Annotated in this window: 15 protein-coding genes; 4 read left to right on the top strand and 11 right to left on the bottom strand. The window is 39.9% G+C overall.

The features are described 5' to 3' along the window. Positions 1-12: 12 nt before the first annotated feature. The 8 genes from KH364_RS01805 to aroF all read right to left on the bottom strand — a co-directional run bounded on the left by KH364_RS01805 (position 13) and on the right by aroF (position 8277). Entirely contained in the window at positions 13-303 is a 291-nt protein-coding gene (locus tag KH364_RS01805) for a type II toxin-antitoxin system RelE/ParE family toxin (RefSeq protein ID WP_273298214.1), read from the bottom strand. Beyond that, the gene (locus tag KH364_RS01800) at positions 300-914 is read right to left on the bottom strand and encodes a type II toxin-antitoxin system RelB/DinJ family antitoxin (protein WP_273298211.1); all 615 of its coding nucleotides are present in this window, start codon (positions 912-914) and stop codon (positions 300-302) included. The genes KH364_RS01805 and KH364_RS01800 overlap by 4 nt, the downstream gene beginning before the upstream one ends. A 285-nt stretch (positions 915-1199) precedes the next feature. Next, positions 1200-2435, bottom strand: coding sequence for a shikimate kinase (locus KH364_RS01795; protein WP_273298209.1), 1236 nt, complete (start codon positions 2433-2435; stop codon positions 1200-1202). A gap of 123 nt (positions 2436-2558) precedes the next feature. Next, positions 2559-3698: a bifunctional chorismate mutase/prephenate dehydratase gene (locus tag KH364_RS01790; RefSeq protein WP_273298208.1), complete on the bottom strand. Its 1140-nt coding sequence runs from the start codon at positions 3696-3698 to the stop codon at positions 2559-2561. Continuing rightward, positions 3685-4779 carry a chorismate synthase gene (gene aroC, locus KH364_RS01785; protein WP_273298205.1) on the bottom strand — a complete coding sequence of 365 codons (1095 nt, stop codon included), beginning with the start codon at positions 4777-4779 and terminating at the stop codon, positions 3685-3687. The genes KH364_RS01790 and aroC overlap by 14 nt, the downstream gene beginning before the upstream one ends. 78 nt (positions 4780-4857) lie before the next feature. Continuing rightward, complete coding sequence (aroA, locus tag KH364_RS01780) at positions 4858-6126, bottom strand: 3-phosphoshikimate 1-carboxyvinyltransferase (protein WP_273298203.1); 1269 nt, start codon at positions 6124-6126, stop codon at positions 4858-4860. A 10-nt stretch (positions 6127-6136) separates the two neighbouring features. Further along, on the bottom strand, positions 6137-7189 hold the full coding sequence (aroB, locus tag KH364_RS01775; RefSeq protein WP_273298202.1) for a 3-dehydroquinate synthase: 1053 nt from the start codon (positions 7187-7189) through the stop codon (positions 6137-6139). Positions 7190-7263: 74 nt separating this feature from the next. After that, complete coding sequence (aroF, locus tag KH364_RS01770; RefSeq protein ID WP_273298200.1) at positions 7264-8277, bottom strand: 3-deoxy-7-phosphoheptulonate synthase; 1014 nt, start codon at positions 8275-8277, stop codon at positions 7264-7266. A 727-nt stretch (positions 8278-9004) separates the two neighbouring features. On the opposite strand from aroF, the gene KH364_RS01765 reads away from it, so the two are divergent. The 3 genes from KH364_RS01765 (at position 9005) to KH364_RS01755 (ending at position 11035) form a co-directional block, all read left to right on the top strand. Then, the gene (locus tag KH364_RS01765) at positions 9005-9421 is read left to right on the top strand and encodes a GNAT family N-acetyltransferase (protein WP_273298198.1); all 417 of its coding nucleotides are present in this window, start codon (positions 9005-9007) and stop codon (positions 9419-9421) included. A gap of 85 nt (positions 9422-9506) precedes the next feature. Continuing rightward, positions 9507-9965 carry a DIP1984 family protein gene (locus tag KH364_RS01760; RefSeq protein WP_273298196.1) on the top strand — a complete coding sequence of 153 codons (459 nt, stop codon included), beginning with the start codon at positions 9507-9509 and terminating at the stop codon, positions 9963-9965. 431 nt (positions 9966-10396) lie between these two features. Then, positions 10397-11035, top strand: coding sequence for a hypothetical protein (locus KH364_RS01755; RefSeq protein ID WP_273298194.1), 639 nt, complete (start codon positions 10397-10399; stop codon positions 11033-11035). 83 nt (positions 11036-11118) lie between these two features. On the opposite strand, the gene KH364_RS01750 is transcribed toward KH364_RS01755, so the two are convergent. Both KH364_RS01750 and KH364_RS01745 read right to left on the bottom strand, forming a co-directional pair. Continuing rightward, complete coding sequence (locus KH364_RS01750; protein ID WP_009352283.1) at positions 11119-12147, bottom strand: ribonucleotide-diphosphate reductase subunit beta; 1029 nt, start codon at positions 12145-12147, stop codon at positions 11119-11121. A gap of 74 nt (positions 12148-12221) precedes the next feature. Then, entirely contained in the window at positions 12222-14504 is a 2283-nt protein-coding gene (locus tag KH364_RS01745; protein ID WP_273298193.1) for a ribonucleoside-diphosphate reductase subunit alpha, read from the bottom strand. Between the two features lie 440 nt (positions 14505-14944). Here KH364_RS01745 and KH364_RS01740 point away from each other — a divergent pair, with 440 nt between their 5' ends. Continuing rightward, the gene (locus KH364_RS01740) at positions 14945-15460 is read left to right on the top strand and encodes a flavodoxin family protein (RefSeq protein WP_273298192.1); all 516 of its coding nucleotides are present in this window, start codon (positions 14945-14947) and stop codon (positions 15458-15460) included. 85 nt (positions 15461-15545) lie between these two features. On the opposite strand, the gene KH364_RS01735 is transcribed toward KH364_RS01740, so the two are convergent. Further along, the gene (locus KH364_RS01735) at positions 15546-17105 is read right to left on the bottom strand and encodes a hypothetical protein (protein ID WP_273298190.1); all 1560 of its coding nucleotides are present in this window, start codon (positions 17103-17105) and stop codon (positions 15546-15548) included. Between the last annotated feature and the right edge of the window lie 33 nt (positions 17106-17138).

The raw sequence follows: 17138 nt of genomic DNA, 5'->3' as shown, positions 1-17138 counted from the left end.
AAGCCGACTTTTTTATATATTCATACCTTGCGTTAGTACTTTTTTAATTATTACAGTTTTATTTTTTATAGAGTATAAGACAATATAATGTTTAGTGACCATTTTTCGAAAATAATATATTTCATTATTAGTCTTATATATAGGATATCGTTCTGGGAAAATATCAAGTGAAAAGACTGCATTTCGAATTTCGGCTTGTCTTTGTTGAATCAGATTCAAATCTTGAGTAAATTCTTTTAAATTTATAATGATATTTTTAACTTCTTTTTCAGCAAGCTTACTAAATAAAACTTTATAGCTCATAAAAGAAGACCTTCTCTCTTTAGTTGCTCAAAAAGTTCTTCAGCTGAAATTAAGTTACCTTGTTCCATATCTATATATGCCATTTCCAGTAGCTGGTCGATTTCTTCGTCAGTAAGAAAGTCTGCATTCATAGAGTCACAAGCAATAGGCTTGTTTACTGACTTAGGAATTGCTTTTGAAAATTGTATTTGTTTGGAGATTAGTGTAATCAATAATGATATAGTTAATCCCATTTCTTTTAGGATAGCTGTTGTTAGTGTCCTAACTTTAGGGTTTATACGGATATTGAGTATGCCTGTTTTATCAATTTTATCAAAGGATATTTCTATTTCCTTTGTTGTTGGTATTCCGTACGTATTTATAGTATCTGATGCTTTTAATGTAGTTTGTGGTTGTTCGTAGGTGCCGTTGTTGAGCGTGCTTTGTGTAGGTGTTTCGTCTGTAGGTGCCGTCGGTAATGCAATGGCAAACGGAATGCGACGTTCTTTAATGATTTGACGAAATAGTGCATCAAGCATGGATGTATAGGATAGGCCTTGTGCTTTTAATATACTAGATACTTCTTGTTTTAGCTCTTCGTTAATGCGGACCTGTAGGTTTACGGTTTTCATAATATCCTCCTATGATTCTTTATTATTGTGACTGTAGTGCGTCGAGTATTGTATTAATTTTATAGTAAGCGCATGTTAGTTTTTGAATTTTATTTGTAATTACATTGTAATTGCAAATATGGTTTTCCACAAATATCTATAAGACATAGGGAACATAAAAACAGCAGTAGTTATCCTAAGGATAGCTACTGCTGTTTAGTTTATATCATTAATGTTATGATATGCATTTTAGTTTTATCTAGAAATACAGATGTAAACAATTTTACACTTTTGCTATACAAGCTCTTACAATAAGTTTGCTTCAAAGTCTTCTAGGATTACTGCCACTGTTTCTGGAGCATTGCGATTATGTTCTACGATGCATTGAGCAAAGCTTTCATACATTGGTGTACGAGTTTCTTCAAGTTCGCGTAAGCGCTCGATGCCGCCGCTAGAAAGGACACGACCGGAGGTAGATAGGTTTTCTACTGGTTGTGTTAATTGGTAAATGCGACCATTTTGGCGTAGGTGCGCGTAGTTTTTAGGCACTGTTACACAACCACCGCCAGTGGAGATAATGAGGCCCGTTTCTGTACCGAATTTTGCAATCATTTCCGCTTCTTTTTCTCGGAAGGCTGGTTCCCCTTGTTCCGTAATATAGGTAGAAATATCTCCAATTTCTTTTTCTAGTTCTTCATCTACATCTATGCAAGTGCGGCCCATTTCTTCTCCAAGGGCTTTACCAACAGTTGTTTTACCTACACCAGGCATACCGATGAGGATGATATTTTCCTTTTCACGGCGCATATCTCGTAAGATTTGTTCGATCTCCTTTGTACCAAAGCTTTCACCTTGAAAATGATTAGCCGCCTCAACGCCTTGTGCCACGAGGAATGGCAGGCCATCACAGTGAGGAACATCCATCATTTCCGCTTGGAGTAGTAGAATCGTGCGGCGTGGATTGTAGATGAGGTCGATAACACCTTCTAGCTTGGAAAACTGCATAAGATCGATGAGGCTAGCCGGATTGTGAGGATACATACCGATAGGTGTACAGTTAATAATAATCTGCGCTGTTTCATAGTAATTAGGGGCATCGTTGTAGAACGGAGCCGTTTTACGAGATAAATGCGTGATACTCTTTGCACCTAAGTCCTCAAGTGCTACGTGAACAGTAGCAGAGGAAGCGCCATCGCCAAGGATGATACATTCCTTGCCAGATACATCGATACCAGCGTGTTGTAGTGTAAATACAAAGCCATCATAGTCTGTATTGTAACCGTGCCATTTACCGTCTTTGCGAACCATTGTGTTCACACAGCCGATGCGTTCTGCACGAGGGTCAACCACATCACAAGCCTCAAGGGCATTTACCTTGTAAGGGAAGGTAATATTGATGCCTTGTAGTTCAGGATCATCAAAGAACTCTTGCAATTGGCTTGGTTCTCTTTCAAATAATTCGTAATTAGTATTTCCTAACACACTATGAATGTGAGGAGAAAAGCTATGGCCTAACGTACGGCCAAGTAAACCAAATTTCATAGGACCTCCTAGGTCAATATACATAGAATGGCTAATAGGCTGGTACCTATTAGCCATTGGAGTTTTATAACTATATTCATTGTACTATATATGCCCTGATAGGGACTAGTACGGATGAATATATTAGTTTTCAGGATAATTACCGAGCAAGCGGAACTTATCTTGCGATGTATGAAGCTCTGCTAACACGGATAATACCTTTGGATCTGCTAAGGATGCTTCTAGATCGAGGTAGAATAAAAACTCAAAGTTATGGCCTACGATAGGGCGAGATTCGAGTTTTGTAAGGTTTACACCGATATTAGCAAACTTGGTAAGTAATGTACCGAGCCCTCCTGGAGCATGGCTTGCCGTGGTTACCACAGAGATTTTATTAGCCCCTGGGTATACATGGAAGTCCTTGCTGATACAGATAAAGCGCGTATAGTTGTTATCGCTATTTTGGATATTGCGCATCAATGGAGACAAATTATACAAGTCTGCACATTGCGGTGCTGCAATAGCTGCTATGCCTGGATCATCACTGGCTGCCACCATTTGTGCTGCACGAGCCGTGTTATCGAAGGAACGTAACTCTACGCCTTCTAATGTATCTAGGAAGTGACTACATTGGCCCAACGCTTGAGGGTGGGAGATGATCGTATGAATATCTTCTAGTTTTGTGCCTTTTTTTACGAGTAAGTCGTGAGAAATCCAAAGGCGTGTACCGCGTACGATATAGCATTTACGCTCTTCTAAGAGGTCGTATACTTCTTTTACAGAACCATTGGAGCTGTTTTCGATAGGCAATACACCAAATTGACATTCGCCGGATTCTACCGCATCAAATACAGCACGGAAACCCGTTACGTAGTGAATTTGGCTGAGGGGCAATAATTTATCACACGCCATTTGAGCATTGCTGCCAAATACGCCGGCACAAGCTACGCTGCCGCGTTGCGGTGGCAAGGTAGGGGACTGCTCAATGGCTTTTTTCATTTTTATTGTGAACTCATTATCTTGGAATAATTGTTCAGACTGATAGGTACGACTCAAGCTAAATAATGCTTCGAAGAAACGGCGTGCATATAGATCGAGATCCGGGCCTGCATCTCTCGTTACTTTGTCGAGAATATCCCGTTCTCGTTTGGCATCGTAAATGGCCTTATTCATTTCTTTCTTTGCCGCCGCAACGTCCTTGGAGAGTTCCATGCGCTCTTTGAAGAGGGCGAGCATTTGGTCGTTTATATCGTTAATTTTAACGCGTACTTCATCTAAGTTCATGGTCAATATCTCCTAAGAAATCAAGAATAACAAGGGCCGTAACAGCTTCGATAACAGGAACTGCACGAAGCGCTACGCATGGGTCGTGACGACCTTTAATGGTGAGCAATGTGTCCTCTTGTTGTGAAAGTGATACAGAATGTTGCTCTTTATAAATGGATGGTGTTGGTTTGATGCCTACTTGCATTACGAGGGGCAAGCCGTTAGTTATACCGCCTTGAATACCACCGCTATTGTTAGTTGTGGTTGTAATCTTGTCACCATCCATGGTGAAAGCATCGTTTACTTTGGATCCTAGGCGAGTGCATATATCAAAGCCACCGCCAAAGGATATGCCTTTAATGGCTGGTACGCCAAAGATAACGCGAGCTAATCGGTTTTCAATACCATCAAAGTTTGGATTGCCTAATCCAATTGGTAGACCTGTAGCCACGACTTCAACGATACCACCGGTGGAGTCGCCGTCTTTTTTTAGTTGCATTACAAGTTTTTCTACTTCACTGCGTTTATCTGCATCGAGCATAGCAATTGGCTCGGTCGCGATGTTACTAAGTGCTTTCATATCTGGATGAACCATATCGATAGGAGCATCTTGGATTGTACCAACCTGTTTCAAATGGCCGTGAATTTCAATGCCTTTTTCGCGTAATAGTTGGATAGCAATGCCACCGGCTACGCATAGAGGTGCTGTAAGGCGTGCTGAGAAGTGGCCGCCGCCTCGCATATCTACCTTGTCACCGTAGCGCATACGAGCTGTAAAGTCCGCATGAGATGGGCGAGGAATGTCGCGTAAGTTATTGTAATCGCTAGAGTGTTGCGATGTATTGCGAATCATAAATGCCAATGGGGAACCACTGAGCATGCCGTCCACCATACCTGCTAAAAATTCAGGCACATCGGCTTCCTTACGTTGCGTTTGTAGTTGATTTTGACCTGGCGCACGGCGCTTTAAGAAGGCTTTTAGTTCATCGATATCGATGGTGTGTCCACAAGGTAGGCCTTCTACGATACCGCCAATGGCATAGCCGTGAGAGGCGCCAAAGGTAGATACTTGTATGGTTTTACCGAAATTAGATGCCATTATATTAACTCCTACTATATAGTCCTTATGACTATTATTGTTATTATGTATCGAATCACACCAGTTAAGATTAAAAATCTATACCGGTTGTGCATTACCACCTAGTAAGTTCCAGTCCTCAAAGAAGTCTGGATAGGATTTTGTGATAGCTTCGCTATCTTTTAGTGTTACAGGACTTTCACTGATGAGGGCCATCAATGTACCTGCCATAACGAGGCGATGGTCATTTACGCAATCACCTTGGCCACCTTTAAGTATACCACTACCGATGATATATAGGTCATCACCATCTTCGCGCACCGTACCACCTAGATCTCTTACGAGATTAGCAACAGCTATGAGACGATCGGATTCTTTTAAGCGTAGGCGAGCACCCTTAATAAAAGAGCTTTCACCAGAAATAGAGCAAGCAAGGGCTGCCATAACAGGCAACATATCCGGCATTTGCTCTAGATCTGCATGGATTGGCTTGGAAGCACGACCTGTGACCGTTATATTCATACCATCCCATACAACATCACAACCTGCATCAATCATAACTTGCATGATGCGTCGGTCAGCTTGTACAGAATTTTTGTTCATGCCTGTAATCGTAATTGGTTTGCCTGTCATAGCGGCAGCGACCATCCAAATCGCTGTATTAGACCAATCGCCTTCGATTTGGTAATTATCACGGCCGATGAAGGACGCACCAAATGGTACTGTGAAAGCCTCATTGATATTTGTGTCTGGTAAAGTGTGTTCTACTTCGACACCAAAATCTCGCATTGTTTCAGTAGTTAGTGTTACATAATCGCTAGATTGTAGTGGCGTAGTAGAGGTAATAGTAGATAAGCCAATTTGAGGGGCTGCCAACAATAAACCAGAGAAGAATTGACTACTTACATCGCCTACCATGGAGAAATTGCCCCCTTGAAGACGACCCGTCATAGTAAATGGTGGTTTATCTTGAGAGAATGTTACGCCGTGCGCTTTCATTTCGCTTAGCATAGGTTCGAGTGGGCGATTTGGTAAACGACCTTTCGCATCTACATCTACATCGTTACAGATGGATGCAGCTACAGGTAATAAGAGACGTAATGTAGTGCCTGATTCGTGAGGAACTACCTTGCCTTTTGCTGGTGCAGGGCCTGGTGTAATAGTGACAACTTTATTTTCATATACAACGTGTGCGCCTAAGCCTCGTAAGGAGTCCATAGTAGCATCGATGTCTTTAGAGGTGCGGCTCAGCAATATCGTAGATGGCGAGCTACCGAGAGCGGCACAAATCAGTGCGCGGTGTGCATGTGCCTTTGCGGGGATGGACGCGATAGTCCCCGTAGGGATGGCGTTCGTTACAGAATGCATATAAGTCTCCTTAATCTAAATAGGTTGCAAGCTCTTCGTGTGATACTACCTTGAGTTCGCTGTGGCCATAGCTAGTAGGAACAACAATTTTAATGGTAGCCCCTTCGCTTTTTTTATCGTGTTTAGCAGCTGCTAAAATTTCTTCTTTTGGTATAGTCGTTGTGGTTGGCAAATCGTGTGCTTCGATGAGAGCCTTTAATTTTTCTAACGCCTCTGCATCTAATTCTCCATGTTTTACAGCACCTTGCGCCATGAGGACCATGCCAATTGCTACGGCATAACCATGGTGCACTTCAAAGTGACTCGCCTTTTCGATGCCATGACCAAAGGTATGACCGAGGTTTAAGAGGGCACGAACACCGGATTCGCGCTCATCTTGCTCTACGATATCTGCTTTAGCTTGTACGCAACGGGCAATTACGCCACTAACGCTACCGCGATGTTTAATTACTGGTCTATTCTCTAATTGGGTTAAAAGACCTGGTACATCGAGGAATCCGTATTTGATAATTTCTCCACAACCATTTTTCCATTCCATGTCTGGCAATGTATTTAGTGTAGTTGGATCGCAGAGGACGAGGATAGGTTGTTTAAAAGCGCCCCATAAGTTCTTACCTGCATCTAGATTAACTGCTGTTTTACCGCCTACAGAGGAATCTACAGCGGCTAAAAGAGAGGTAGGAACCTGTACATAGTCGATACCTCGTAAGTATGTAGCAGCTGCAAAGCCTGCCATATCACCTACTACGCCGCCCCCAAGGGCAATGAGCAGGTCTTTACGAGTTAATGATTGGGCCGCCATGTATTCCACTAAATCGATGAGTTGATGAGCATTTTTTGAGCTTTCACCAGCAGGGAATACATAATCACAAACAGTATAACCGGCATGTTCCATATTTGCTTTCACAGAGTCCAAATAGTGCGGTGCCACATTGCTATCGCTGACGATAATAACACGACAATTTGGTTTTAACGGTTTAATATAATCGGTGATGCGTTGTAAAGCGCCTTCCTCGATGACAACGTCATACGGTGTGGACGCGTTAATATGGATGCGAGTCATGACAGTTCCTTTCTTAAAAGAATAAGCTAGTATCTATTATAACGGATACTAGCTCATTTGTGTGGTATGTGAGATTATTTAGTGCATTCTACCAATGCTTGGCGCAATGCGATAACTTCTTTCATAAGGCTAGTGAATTGGTCTGGACGTAATGCTTGAGGGCCATCGCATAATGCTTTGGATGGATCGTTGTGAACTTCGATCATAAGGCCGTCTGCACCGCCGCCTACAGATGCAAGAGAAAGTGGACGAACCATGCGGCTCATGCCTGCTGCGTGGCTAGGGTCCATGATGATTGGCAAGTGAGATAATTCATGCATCATAGGGATTGCTGTTACATCTAAGGTATTGCGAGTTTTAGTTTCGAATGTGCGGATACCACGTTCGCATAAAACAACTTGTTCATTGCCTTCGGACATGATGTATTCAGCAGCCATCAACCATTCTTCGTATGTAGATGACAAACCACGTTTTAAAAGAACTGGTTTGTTTAATTTACCCACTTCTTTTAAAAGTGTGAAGTTTTGCATGTTACGAGCACCGATTTGAAGCATATCTACGTTATCGAAGTATTGTAATTGGGAAATATCCATAACTTCAGAAACGATCGGTAGGCCTGTTTCTTTTTTAGCAAGCTCTAACAATTCCAAACCTTCTGGGCCCATGCCTTGGAAGGAGTATGGGGATGTACGAGGTTTGAAAGCGCCGCCACGAAGGATAGTAGCGCCTGCTTCTTTACAAGCTTTTGCGGTTTCAATTACTTGTTCAGGTGTTTCCACGGAGCAAGGGCCAGCCATTACTGCGAAGTGACCACCACCAATCAATACACCACCTACATTGATTACAGAATCATCTGGATGGAATTTACGGTTTGCTTTTTTGTATGGCTCTTGAATACGAGTTACTTTATCTACGAAATCAAGAGATTCAATTTGGCGAGCATCCAGGGATGCTGTGTCGCCGATAAGACCTAAAATATTGTAGCGTGTGCCTTCTACAGGATGAATAACGAACCCTTGAGCCTCTAATTCACTGCGTAAACGAGATACCTCTGTTTGTGCTGCGTTTTGTTTCAATGTAATAATCATGATAATTCCTCCTTGTAACTACAGTGAATAGCTGGGCTTACCATACGGGATAGCAAACAAAAAAGGGCCACCCGTAATCTAATACGGGTAGCCCTTTTACTATTCTAAGCAACTAATAATAACTAAGTCTTAATTAGCGCACCACAAATAGTTCCTTACCCGTACGTTGGATAAAGAACCAATAAAAGTATTGTTTTGTAGCGAGGCTAATTTGGTTAGTCATCTTTGGTTGCTCCTTTCTAAAATGTTGGGTATAGTATAAACCCAAATGATAAGATTATGCAATACTTAAAATTAAATTTCATAGAAGTTTTAAAAATAATGTGCTTAATAAATTATTTGGAATGTAGATATAATAAGGCTTTTTGTATAAAAATGATTTTTGCTATTCATGACTAAATTGTAGTATAATAAGTTTATAAAGAGAGCCAATCAACGTGTCGGTAGCGTTAGGCTCATCTAAAATTTGGGTAAAAATGATGCGCCTAACGTGTTAGAGGTCTAGCCACCTCATTACGTTAGGCGTTTTCATTACCTTACTTAACTAAGGCAATGATAGTAACTACGGATAACAAAATTATGATAACTACATATGTAATTTCATGTTTTGTCATAGTATCACCACCTTTTGTGATGAACCTAACTCACGTCAATTGACTCTCTTAGGTACAGTATAACAAAAATAATTTTACGCAAATAGCGATATATGAGTAGCAGTGGAGGCGATATGGTTATTCAAATTTTAGATCATATTACTGATGAAATAAAACAAATACGTATTGATGTGTTTATGAAAGAACAGGGTTTTGAAGACGAGTTTGATGAAATAGATGAAATAGCAAAATTTGTCCTTTTATATATCGATGGCAAGCCAGCAGGTACATGTCGCTATTTCCCAAGCAATGAAGAAGGTGATGCCCATATTGGCCGTATGGCGGTGCGTAAGTTATATCGTGGACAGCATCTAGGAACTAAGATTATGATGGCCGCAGAAAATGGCATTCGTCGCGATGGATTTAAGACCTGCTCCTTATCAGCGCAAGTACAGGCAAAACCATTTTACAAGTCTCTTGGCTATAAAGCAGAAGGGGAAGAATATCTTGATGAAGGCTGTCCACATGTGATGATGCGGAAAGTATTATAAGAAACTAGATACTAAATATAATAGTTTGTATTAGTTCAGTCAGTATATTAATATCTATATATTTTAAAATATGAGGTGAGAGTTTATGAAACTAGCAGAAGCATTACAAGAACGTGCTGATTTAAATTATAAAATCAGCGATTTAGAGCTTCGTTTAACTTCAAATAGCTTAGTACAAGAAGGGGAAGTACCGAATGAGAGCCCTGAAGAGCTCTTGAAAGAATTAGATCAATGTGTAACGAGACTTCAAAAATTAATTGCACATATTAATTTAACGAATTGTAAAACTATTGTAGAAGGCCGTTCTATTACTGAAATCATTGCCGAAAAAGATAGCGCTGCATTGCGTCTAAGTGCATATCGAACATTGGCGAATAGTGCAGGTAGTATCAATTTCCGTGCGAGAGGGTCTGAGATTAAATTAATACCGACCGTTAATGTCAAAGATATCCAAAAAGAAGCTGACAATATAGCAAAACAAGTTCGTTTATTAGACAATCTATTGCAGTCTGCTAACTGGACAACTGAATTGATTGAAAGCTAATATAGTTGGTAGTTTGAAACAGGGTGGACACAAAACTTTTGCTTTTACCAAGCGTTTTATGAATACATTTATGGGGCGAATGAAAATCTACAGTGTAGGCCTATTTGCGCACAAATGTATTGATACAATTTATAATGTATTACCATGTGTCAACTGTACAAACGAGGGTGGCGTTGGGGACTATTCCTAAATATAAACGATAAAAAGATACCCAATCCAAAGATCTGGATTGGGTATCTTTTTTCTTATTATTCTAATTTATCGAAATCAAATACCGCTACCTTTGATTATAGGTACGTTAGCACCATAATACATTTAATTTTTTGATAAGCATATAAATTTTACTTTTACTTAGTGAATTATGTTATAATATAATTAAATAATAACCATTATTTAATTATATAGAATTTCTTAAGTAAGGAGATTTCATAATGACAGCAGAACAAAAAGCAGCTACGGCAGCAACAAGTTCTACCGCAGCTAAACCAACACCTGAACAAGGTACGGAATGGATAATTTGCCGTGTATGTGGATATATTGAGGAAGCTAAGTACAGGGATCAACCGTGTCCAACATGTGGTTTCCCTCCAACAGTTTGGATGGATTACAAGCCACGTCGTATTAATCCAACACGCGAAAAATTGCTAGATCTTCATTTACATCCAATTGCGGTACATTTCCCAATCGCAGCAACAGCAGCTTCTTTCATAGTACCTGTTATTGCATTGTTGATTCCATCTATTGCAAATGTATTATTCTCTGCCATTACATTAGTAGCAATGATTCTACCACTTCTAGTTATTATTGGTGGTATCTCTGGCTATATCGGTAGTATATTACGTTACAAAACAGGAAAGTCTAAGATTCCAAAAGCAAAAATTTACTTAACAATTATTTACTTCATCTTGTCCTGTGTACAAGCCTATATTGCTATTGCTGATGGTGTAAATGCAGATAATGCATGGATTATGATTATTTTAGGTATCGTAGCTTCTATCTTTGCTGCTAAACTTGGTAAAATGGGTTCCTACCTATTTGCTGGTCGATTCAGCCCATATACAGCTGGCTAACCGTTATTAACTGAATAACCTTTATAATGAAAAAAGTGATTCTCCTACCGTGAGAATCACTTTTTCTTTTATCTATTTTGTTATTATTCTAAATCATCGAAATCAAATGCTGCTGCTTTTGTATAGTTTGTAACTTTTGCTTCGAAGAAGTCAGTTTTTGTGCTATTCAAGTTGGAGAAGCTTTCGATCCATTCCATTGGATTATCCTTGATTTCAGGATATAGATGAGGTAAGCCGATTGCTTCTAAGCGGATATTTGCAAGGTATTTGATATAGCGTTCGATAAGAACGTTGTTAAGACCGAGGATTTTATCATCAGTGATGTATTGACCCCAAGCGATTTCATTCTCTGTACCTTGGCGAATCATATCAGTGATTTTTTCTTCTAGTTCTGGTGTGAATAAATCAGGGCGTTCACGGCGTAACTCGCGGATGATGTTTTGGAACAATACAAGGTGAGTTACTTCGTCGCGGTTGATATATTTGAAAATAGTGGATGTAGCTGTCATTTTACCTTGGCGTGCCAAAGTGTAGAAGAAGCTAAAACCAGAGTAGAAGTAGATACCTTCTAAGATATAGTTAGCAATGATTGTATGAATAAGGTTTGCTTCGCTAGGATCGTCGCTGAAACGTTGGTATGCATCAGCGATAAAGCGGTTACGAGCAAGCAATGTCTTATCTGTACGCCATTCGTCATAGATTTTGTCACGTGTAATAGGGTTTGTTACAGTGTCCAAAATGTAGGAATAACTTTGAGCGTGAATTTCCTCTTGGAATGTTTGGATATTCAATAAAGATGCCACTTCAGATGCTGTAATATAGCGGCTCAAGTTAGGCAAGTTTTCAGACTGAATAGAATCAAGGAAGTTCAAGAATGCAATGATTTTATCAAATGCACGGCGTTCGTAGTCTGTTAAGTATGGGAATTGCTTAACGTCTTCGTTCAAAGAAATCTCTTCAGGAATCCAGAAGTTGTTGAGCATCGTACGGTACATTTGGTTCGCCCAATCGTACTTGATACGGTTCCATTCGCGAAGGTTTGTGGTATTACCACCAATCATAGATTGCGTGCCACGGTCACCATGTTCGTTGAAAATTAGTTTTTTATCCATAGTAGGACTCCTTTATACAACGATGCGACCTATACTGCTATAGGTCGTCATCAGATTTATAAACACATCTCGTATTAGGAGGAGCAGCTTGTGCATTCATCCATTTCAAGGGATTGGTTACGGATGTAGTAGATTGTTTTAACCCCTTGTTTGTAGGCCTCAACGTAAAGGTCTAAGATTTCTTTCGCTTTCATTTGAGGTGTGATATACAAGTTGAAAGATTGTGCTTGGTCAATATGACGTTGACGCACGCCACAAGCTTTGATGGACCATTGTTGGTCGATTGTATGTGCCTCTTTGTAGAGCCAGAATGTTTTGTTGTTCAAATCTGGAGCTGTTTTTGGTGTGAAAGAACCTTTCTTTTCTTCGATGAAGAATTTTTTGAAGATCGGGTCGATACCAGCCGTTGTGTTCGCAATGTTGGAAGTAGAACCAGTAGGCGCTACCGCCATCAAGTAACCATTGCGGATACCGTATTTAGCAACATCTGCCGCCAATTGTTTCCAACGATCAGATGTGTAGCCACGACGTGTGAAGTATGCACCAGTTTCCCATTCGGAACCTTTGAATGCAGGGTACGCACCTTTTTCTTTAGCCAATTCCATGGAGGCTTTGATGGAATAGTAAGCGATATTTTCGAACAATTTGTCCGCTACTTCAATGTGCTCATCAGATTCCCATTGGATATCGTGGTTTACGAGGTAGTGGTGGTAACCAGAAGTACCAAGACCAATAGCGCGGTATTTATCAGATGTCATGCGAGACTCTGGTACTGGCGCTTGGTTAATGGAAATAACATTGTCTAGCATGCGAATTTGAAGGGCAATGTTTTCTTCTAATTCTTCGTCAGTAATACGGCCAAGGCTGATGGAATTCAAGTTACATGTAACCATGTCGCCTGTATTTGTTTTTGTAGTGATAGTACCGTCTTCGTTGATAATTTCTTCAGCAAGGTTTGTGAAGCCAACGTTTTGTGCGATTTCGTGGCACAAATTGGATGCGTAAATCATACCTGCATGTTTGTTAGGGTTTGCAGAGTTTACAGTATCGCGGAAGAAGATGAATGGTGTACCAGTTTCAACAGCAGAGCGCATGATTTTTTTCATCATGTCTAGGGCAGGTACTTCGATACCATGCAAGTTAGCATCTTGTTCACATTCGATATAGCGTTTTGTAAACTCTTTTTCGTCTTCTGTATCGAAGTAGTCCTCTAAGGCATAGCCTTTTACAGCTAAGATTTCATGAGGGTCGAATAAAGTAAAGTTTTCACGAGCTAACATACGTTCCATAAAGATGTTTGGAACAGAGATAGCAGGGAAGATATCATGTGCTTTACGACGGTCGTCACCATTGTTAGTGCGAAGCTCTACGAACTCGTAGAAGTCTTTGTGCCAAATATCAAGTGTTACTGTGGCGCCGCCTTTACGTTTACCCAATTGGTCTACTGCAACAGCTGTATCGTTGTACAAACGAATCCAAGGAATAACGCCACCAGAGGAGTTTTTGAAACCGCGAATGTCGGAGTTCAATGCGCGAACTTTACCAAGGTAGATACCAAGAGCGCCACCGTGTTTAGATACGCGGGAGAATTTGCTGTTTACGTCGTAAATGGACCATAAGTTGTCATCTACGCCAGAGATGAAGCAAGAGGACAATTGATGAAATGGTGTACCAGCATTTGCCAATGTAGGTGTAGCTGTTGTCATTTTTAATTGGCTCATCAAGTCGTAGAATTTTTTAGCGTATTCTACTTTGTTTTCGCCTTCTACTAATGCCAAGTGCATAGCGATAGCCATGAAACGTTCTTGTGGTAACTCGTAGATTTCTTTGTTGAAGCCTTTTACTAAGTAACGGTCAGCTAATAATTTAAGGCCTTCATAGTTGAAGAGATAGTCTCGTTTTGGTTTAATGTAATCGCCTAACTCTTGCAATTCATCAGCTGTATATTCTGTAACGAAGAAGTCAGCGTATTTTTTCTCTTCTACAAGCATGTGTACAAGATTTGGGAAGTTGCCATAACCAAACGCTTTATAGCGGCGCGTGATAGCAGCTTCTTTATAGAGGTCGAACAAGAATAGACGAGCCGCTACGAATTGCCAATCTTGGTTCATTTTGTTAACTTGGTTACCGAAGCCATCGTCTTTTTTAGAGATAACCTTTTCGATAGCAGTTTGTACTAAAGTTTTTTGAATCTCTTTAGTAGTCATGCCATCAACGAATTGTAACTTCGCATCCAACTCCAATTCTAGTGGATCACAAGAATCTAACCCCAAACATGCGAAGGCAATCATACGTTTCGTTTTTTCAACGGATAAAGGCTCGAAATGGCCATCCCGTTTCTTGATCATAATCTCCATTACTGTTCCCCTTGAGTCTTAAAAGTAATAAAACTGTTAATCTAAGCATATATAAGATTAGACTGAAAAGTATAAAATATCTTTAAGTTAAGTCTAATCAGAAAAATAAGAAAACTACTATATGTTGTAGTTTTCCTATTGAGCTTATACATTATGTTACGATTATAGCTAAAAAATTCTATACATTCAATATTGACATTTAGAAATTTATAAATATAGTATGCTTAAATTTATCGATATAGTTATAAATGCTAGAAAATGCTATATGGGATGCATATATGATGATTTTGAATGCTATATCTCTTTTGTGAATAGTAAAATAGTACGCGGCAGTATATAAAATTCCGTTTTATATCGTTCTATATACTATTGTGATTTATTTTATTAAAAGCATGTGATACATGGCCTATAATAGATATATAGTAAATAGGAGGTAAGACATGAAGTCTATTGTTATATATTCTTCCCTTACGGGAAATACTAAACAAGTGGCAGAGGCTATTACTAGCGTATTGCCAGCAGGTACACCATGTGTATCTATGCAAGAATTGCCGCCCGATGTATCATCTTACGATCTTGTGTTTGCAGGATTCTGGGTGGATAAAGGGACAGCTAATAAAGAGGCCCGTGATGTACTAGGCACATTACATAACTCTCACATTGCTCTGTTTGCAACAGCAGGCGTACCACCTCAAATGGCACATGCAAAGGAAAGTTTAATCAATGCAGCAAACTGTTTACCAGATGGCGTAGAGCCTGTAGGGACTTTCATCTGCCAAGGCAAGGTAGACCCTAAGGTCATCGAAATGATGTATAAGATGTTCCCCAAAGGGCATAGCCATGGTCAATCTGCTGATCGCGATGCACGTCACAAACAAGCTGCCGTACACCCAAATGAAGACGATTTTAAAGCGGCCCAAGATTTTGCTAAAGATATTCTTATAAAGCTGAGCTAACGAATAAAAGCAGTACCCCCTGTGAGGTACTGCTTTTGTCATATTATATATGATGTTGTAATTATTACTATATTGTATTATATGCTTAATTATAAAGTACATTAAATTTAAGTTTACGTGTATCGAATTGGTTTATGAAGTACGACGTAATCAATAGTTTGTATCCAGTGCCTTCTATAATGACAGGATCGATGGTTGTTTTATCGACGGTAAGGAACTTATCATAAATATGATGAACCTCTGTTACTCCATTTGGTAGAGATACCTCTAAATCAAGGCCTTTATTGAGGAACTTGAAGGAGATGGAGTCGAAGTTGGCGGATTCTACTTCGTATTCCTTAAGGTCTCTTTCGTAGACTATTAATTCGATGTTTTCAATGTATTTATCGTAGCCTGCAATAGAGATAACCTTTGGTGCAGACAAAGCATCAAAATTGATATACTCGACGCGTCTGCCGTTTGCTGGGTTGGTATCTGGCAGTTTTAAATCGTCCACAGGTACATATGGTGTGCCGTAGTCTGTGAAGTTAGGATCAAAAGTGGCTGCTATTGGTAGGCTTGCATGCCATTCTCCATCAACTTTAGTATACGTAACAAATTCACGATACGTTGTATAGCCTATGAATGGTGTCAAGAGAACAGCACCTAAGGCTAGAGCCATAACTGTTGTGTGTACAGAAGGTTTTAAACCTTTCACAAGAGAATAAATATTGTGTACTAAGAAGATTAAATTGAATGCACTCACATAAATTGTATTGAGCCAGAGAATTGGTTCATTAATAACACGCTTACCGATTAGGGCTAAGCACAATGTAGTTAACGTAATGAACAAGAAGCACAAGATTTGCTGAGTCTTGCTACTTTCACTAGATCTAAAGCTAGCCAAGTAGAATAGGTAGAAAATGGCTACATACGGATAGTAGGTGTAGAAGAAACGCGTATCCTCTCGAAGCCCTAACAGGATTAAGACTAAATAGATGTTAGCTAGAATACCTGTAATAATGGACGCCTTTGGCAAGATAATGCCGAACACAACGGTAAAGAATTTACTTGGTTCTGCGGGGCCCTCTGGATCTTCTTTGTAAGAACATACCATAGATAGACAAATGAATATATTAATGGATGCGAGCACCTTAAAAATGGTTTCTTCAACGTCGAATGGCTGGTCAATGATGATGAAGAAGAACCATAAACTCATGATGATAACAATGTTGTATAACGTAGACGTAACAAGGGTGATGCCAATCCGTTTGATGCGGTTGATGATTTCACCGATGTAATGTTCACCAGATGAGGTGAAATACAAGGCAATCATGGAGTATAGCCATAGGTACGATATATTTTCCGTAGCTAGCTCAATGCCCCGCACATACCCGTACGTTTCGTGAATCATATAAAGACCAACGCTGATTCCGATACTTACTAAGGTATATACTATGGAAAACTTTCGGGCTCTCGTTATATAGCTTTGTAATATAACGATAAAGAAATACAGTGAGTATAGCTTAATGTCGATTTCGGCAAACCAATCTTGTTCAATATACAACGGTGTACATGAAAATATGGCAATTAATGCCAGTAATATAGGCGACTGCGTTGCTAGGTCCCGCAGCGAAGACCATAAATGTTTAATGGCAAATTTCATAGATGTCTCTCCCTCTATAAATATAAATATCCC

The organism is Veillonella sp. oral taxon 158 (genome assembly GCF_018376515.1).
GTDB classification, from domain to species: Bacteria; Bacillota; Negativicutes; order Veillonellales; family Veillonellaceae; genus Veillonella; species Veillonella rogosae.
The sequence above is the reverse complement of the archived record's forward strand: the minus strand, read 5'-3'. Positions and strand labels throughout refer to the sequence as shown.

Bases quoted from the DNA above. Each gene is read 5' to 3' on its own strand.
- KH364_RS01805 (WP_273298214.1), bottom strand. From the start codon at position 303: ATGAGCTATAAAGTTTTATTTAGTAAGCTTGCTGAAAAAGAAGTTAAA.
- KH364_RS01800 (WP_273298211.1), bottom strand. From the start codon at position 914: ATGAAAACCGTAAACCTACAGGTCCGCATTAACGAAGAGCTAAAACAA.
- KH364_RS01795 (WP_273298209.1), bottom strand. From the start codon at position 2,435: ATGAAATTTGGTTTACTTGGCCGTACGTTAGGCCATAGCTTTTCTCCT.
- KH364_RS01790 (WP_273298208.1), bottom strand. From the start codon at position 3,698: ATGAACTTAGATGAAGTACGCGTTAAAATTAACGATATAAACGACCAA.
- aroC (WP_273298205.1), bottom strand. From the start codon at position 4,779: ATGGCATCTAATTTCGGTAAAACCATACAAGTATCTACCTTTGGCGCC.
- aroA (WP_273298203.1), bottom strand. From the start codon at position 6,126: ATGCATTCTGTAACGAACGCCATCCCTACGGGGACTATCGCGTCCATC.
- aroB (WP_273298202.1), bottom strand. From the start codon at position 7,189: ATGACTCGCATCCATATTAACGCGTCCACACCGTATGACGTTGTCATC.
- aroF (WP_273298200.1), bottom strand. From the start codon at position 8,277: ATGATTATTACATTGAAACAAAACGCAGCACAAACAGAGGTATCTCGT.
- KH364_RS01765 (WP_273298198.1), top strand. From the start codon at position 9,005: ATGGTTATTCAAATTTTAGATCATATTACTGATGAAATAAAACAAATA.
- KH364_RS01760 (WP_273298196.1), top strand. From the start codon at position 9,507: ATGAAACTAGCAGAAGCATTACAAGAACGTGCTGATTTAAATTATAAA.
- KH364_RS01755 (WP_273298194.1), top strand. From the start codon at position 10,397: ATGACAGCAGAACAAAAAGCAGCTACGGCAGCAACAAGTTCTACCGCA.
- KH364_RS01750 (WP_009352283.1), bottom strand. From the start codon at position 12,147: ATGGATAAAAAACTAATTTTCAACGAACATGGTGACCGTGGCACGCAA.
- KH364_RS01745 (WP_273298193.1), bottom strand. From the start codon at position 14,504: ATGGAGATTATGATCAAGAAACGGGATGGCCATTTCGAGCCTTTATCC.
- KH364_RS01740 (WP_273298192.1), top strand. From the start codon at position 14,945: ATGAAGTCTATTGTTATATATTCTTCCCTTACGGGAAATACTAAACAA.
- KH364_RS01735 (WP_273298190.1), bottom strand. From the start codon at position 17,105: ATGAAATTTGCCATTAAACATTTATGGTCTTCGCTGCGGGACCTAGCA.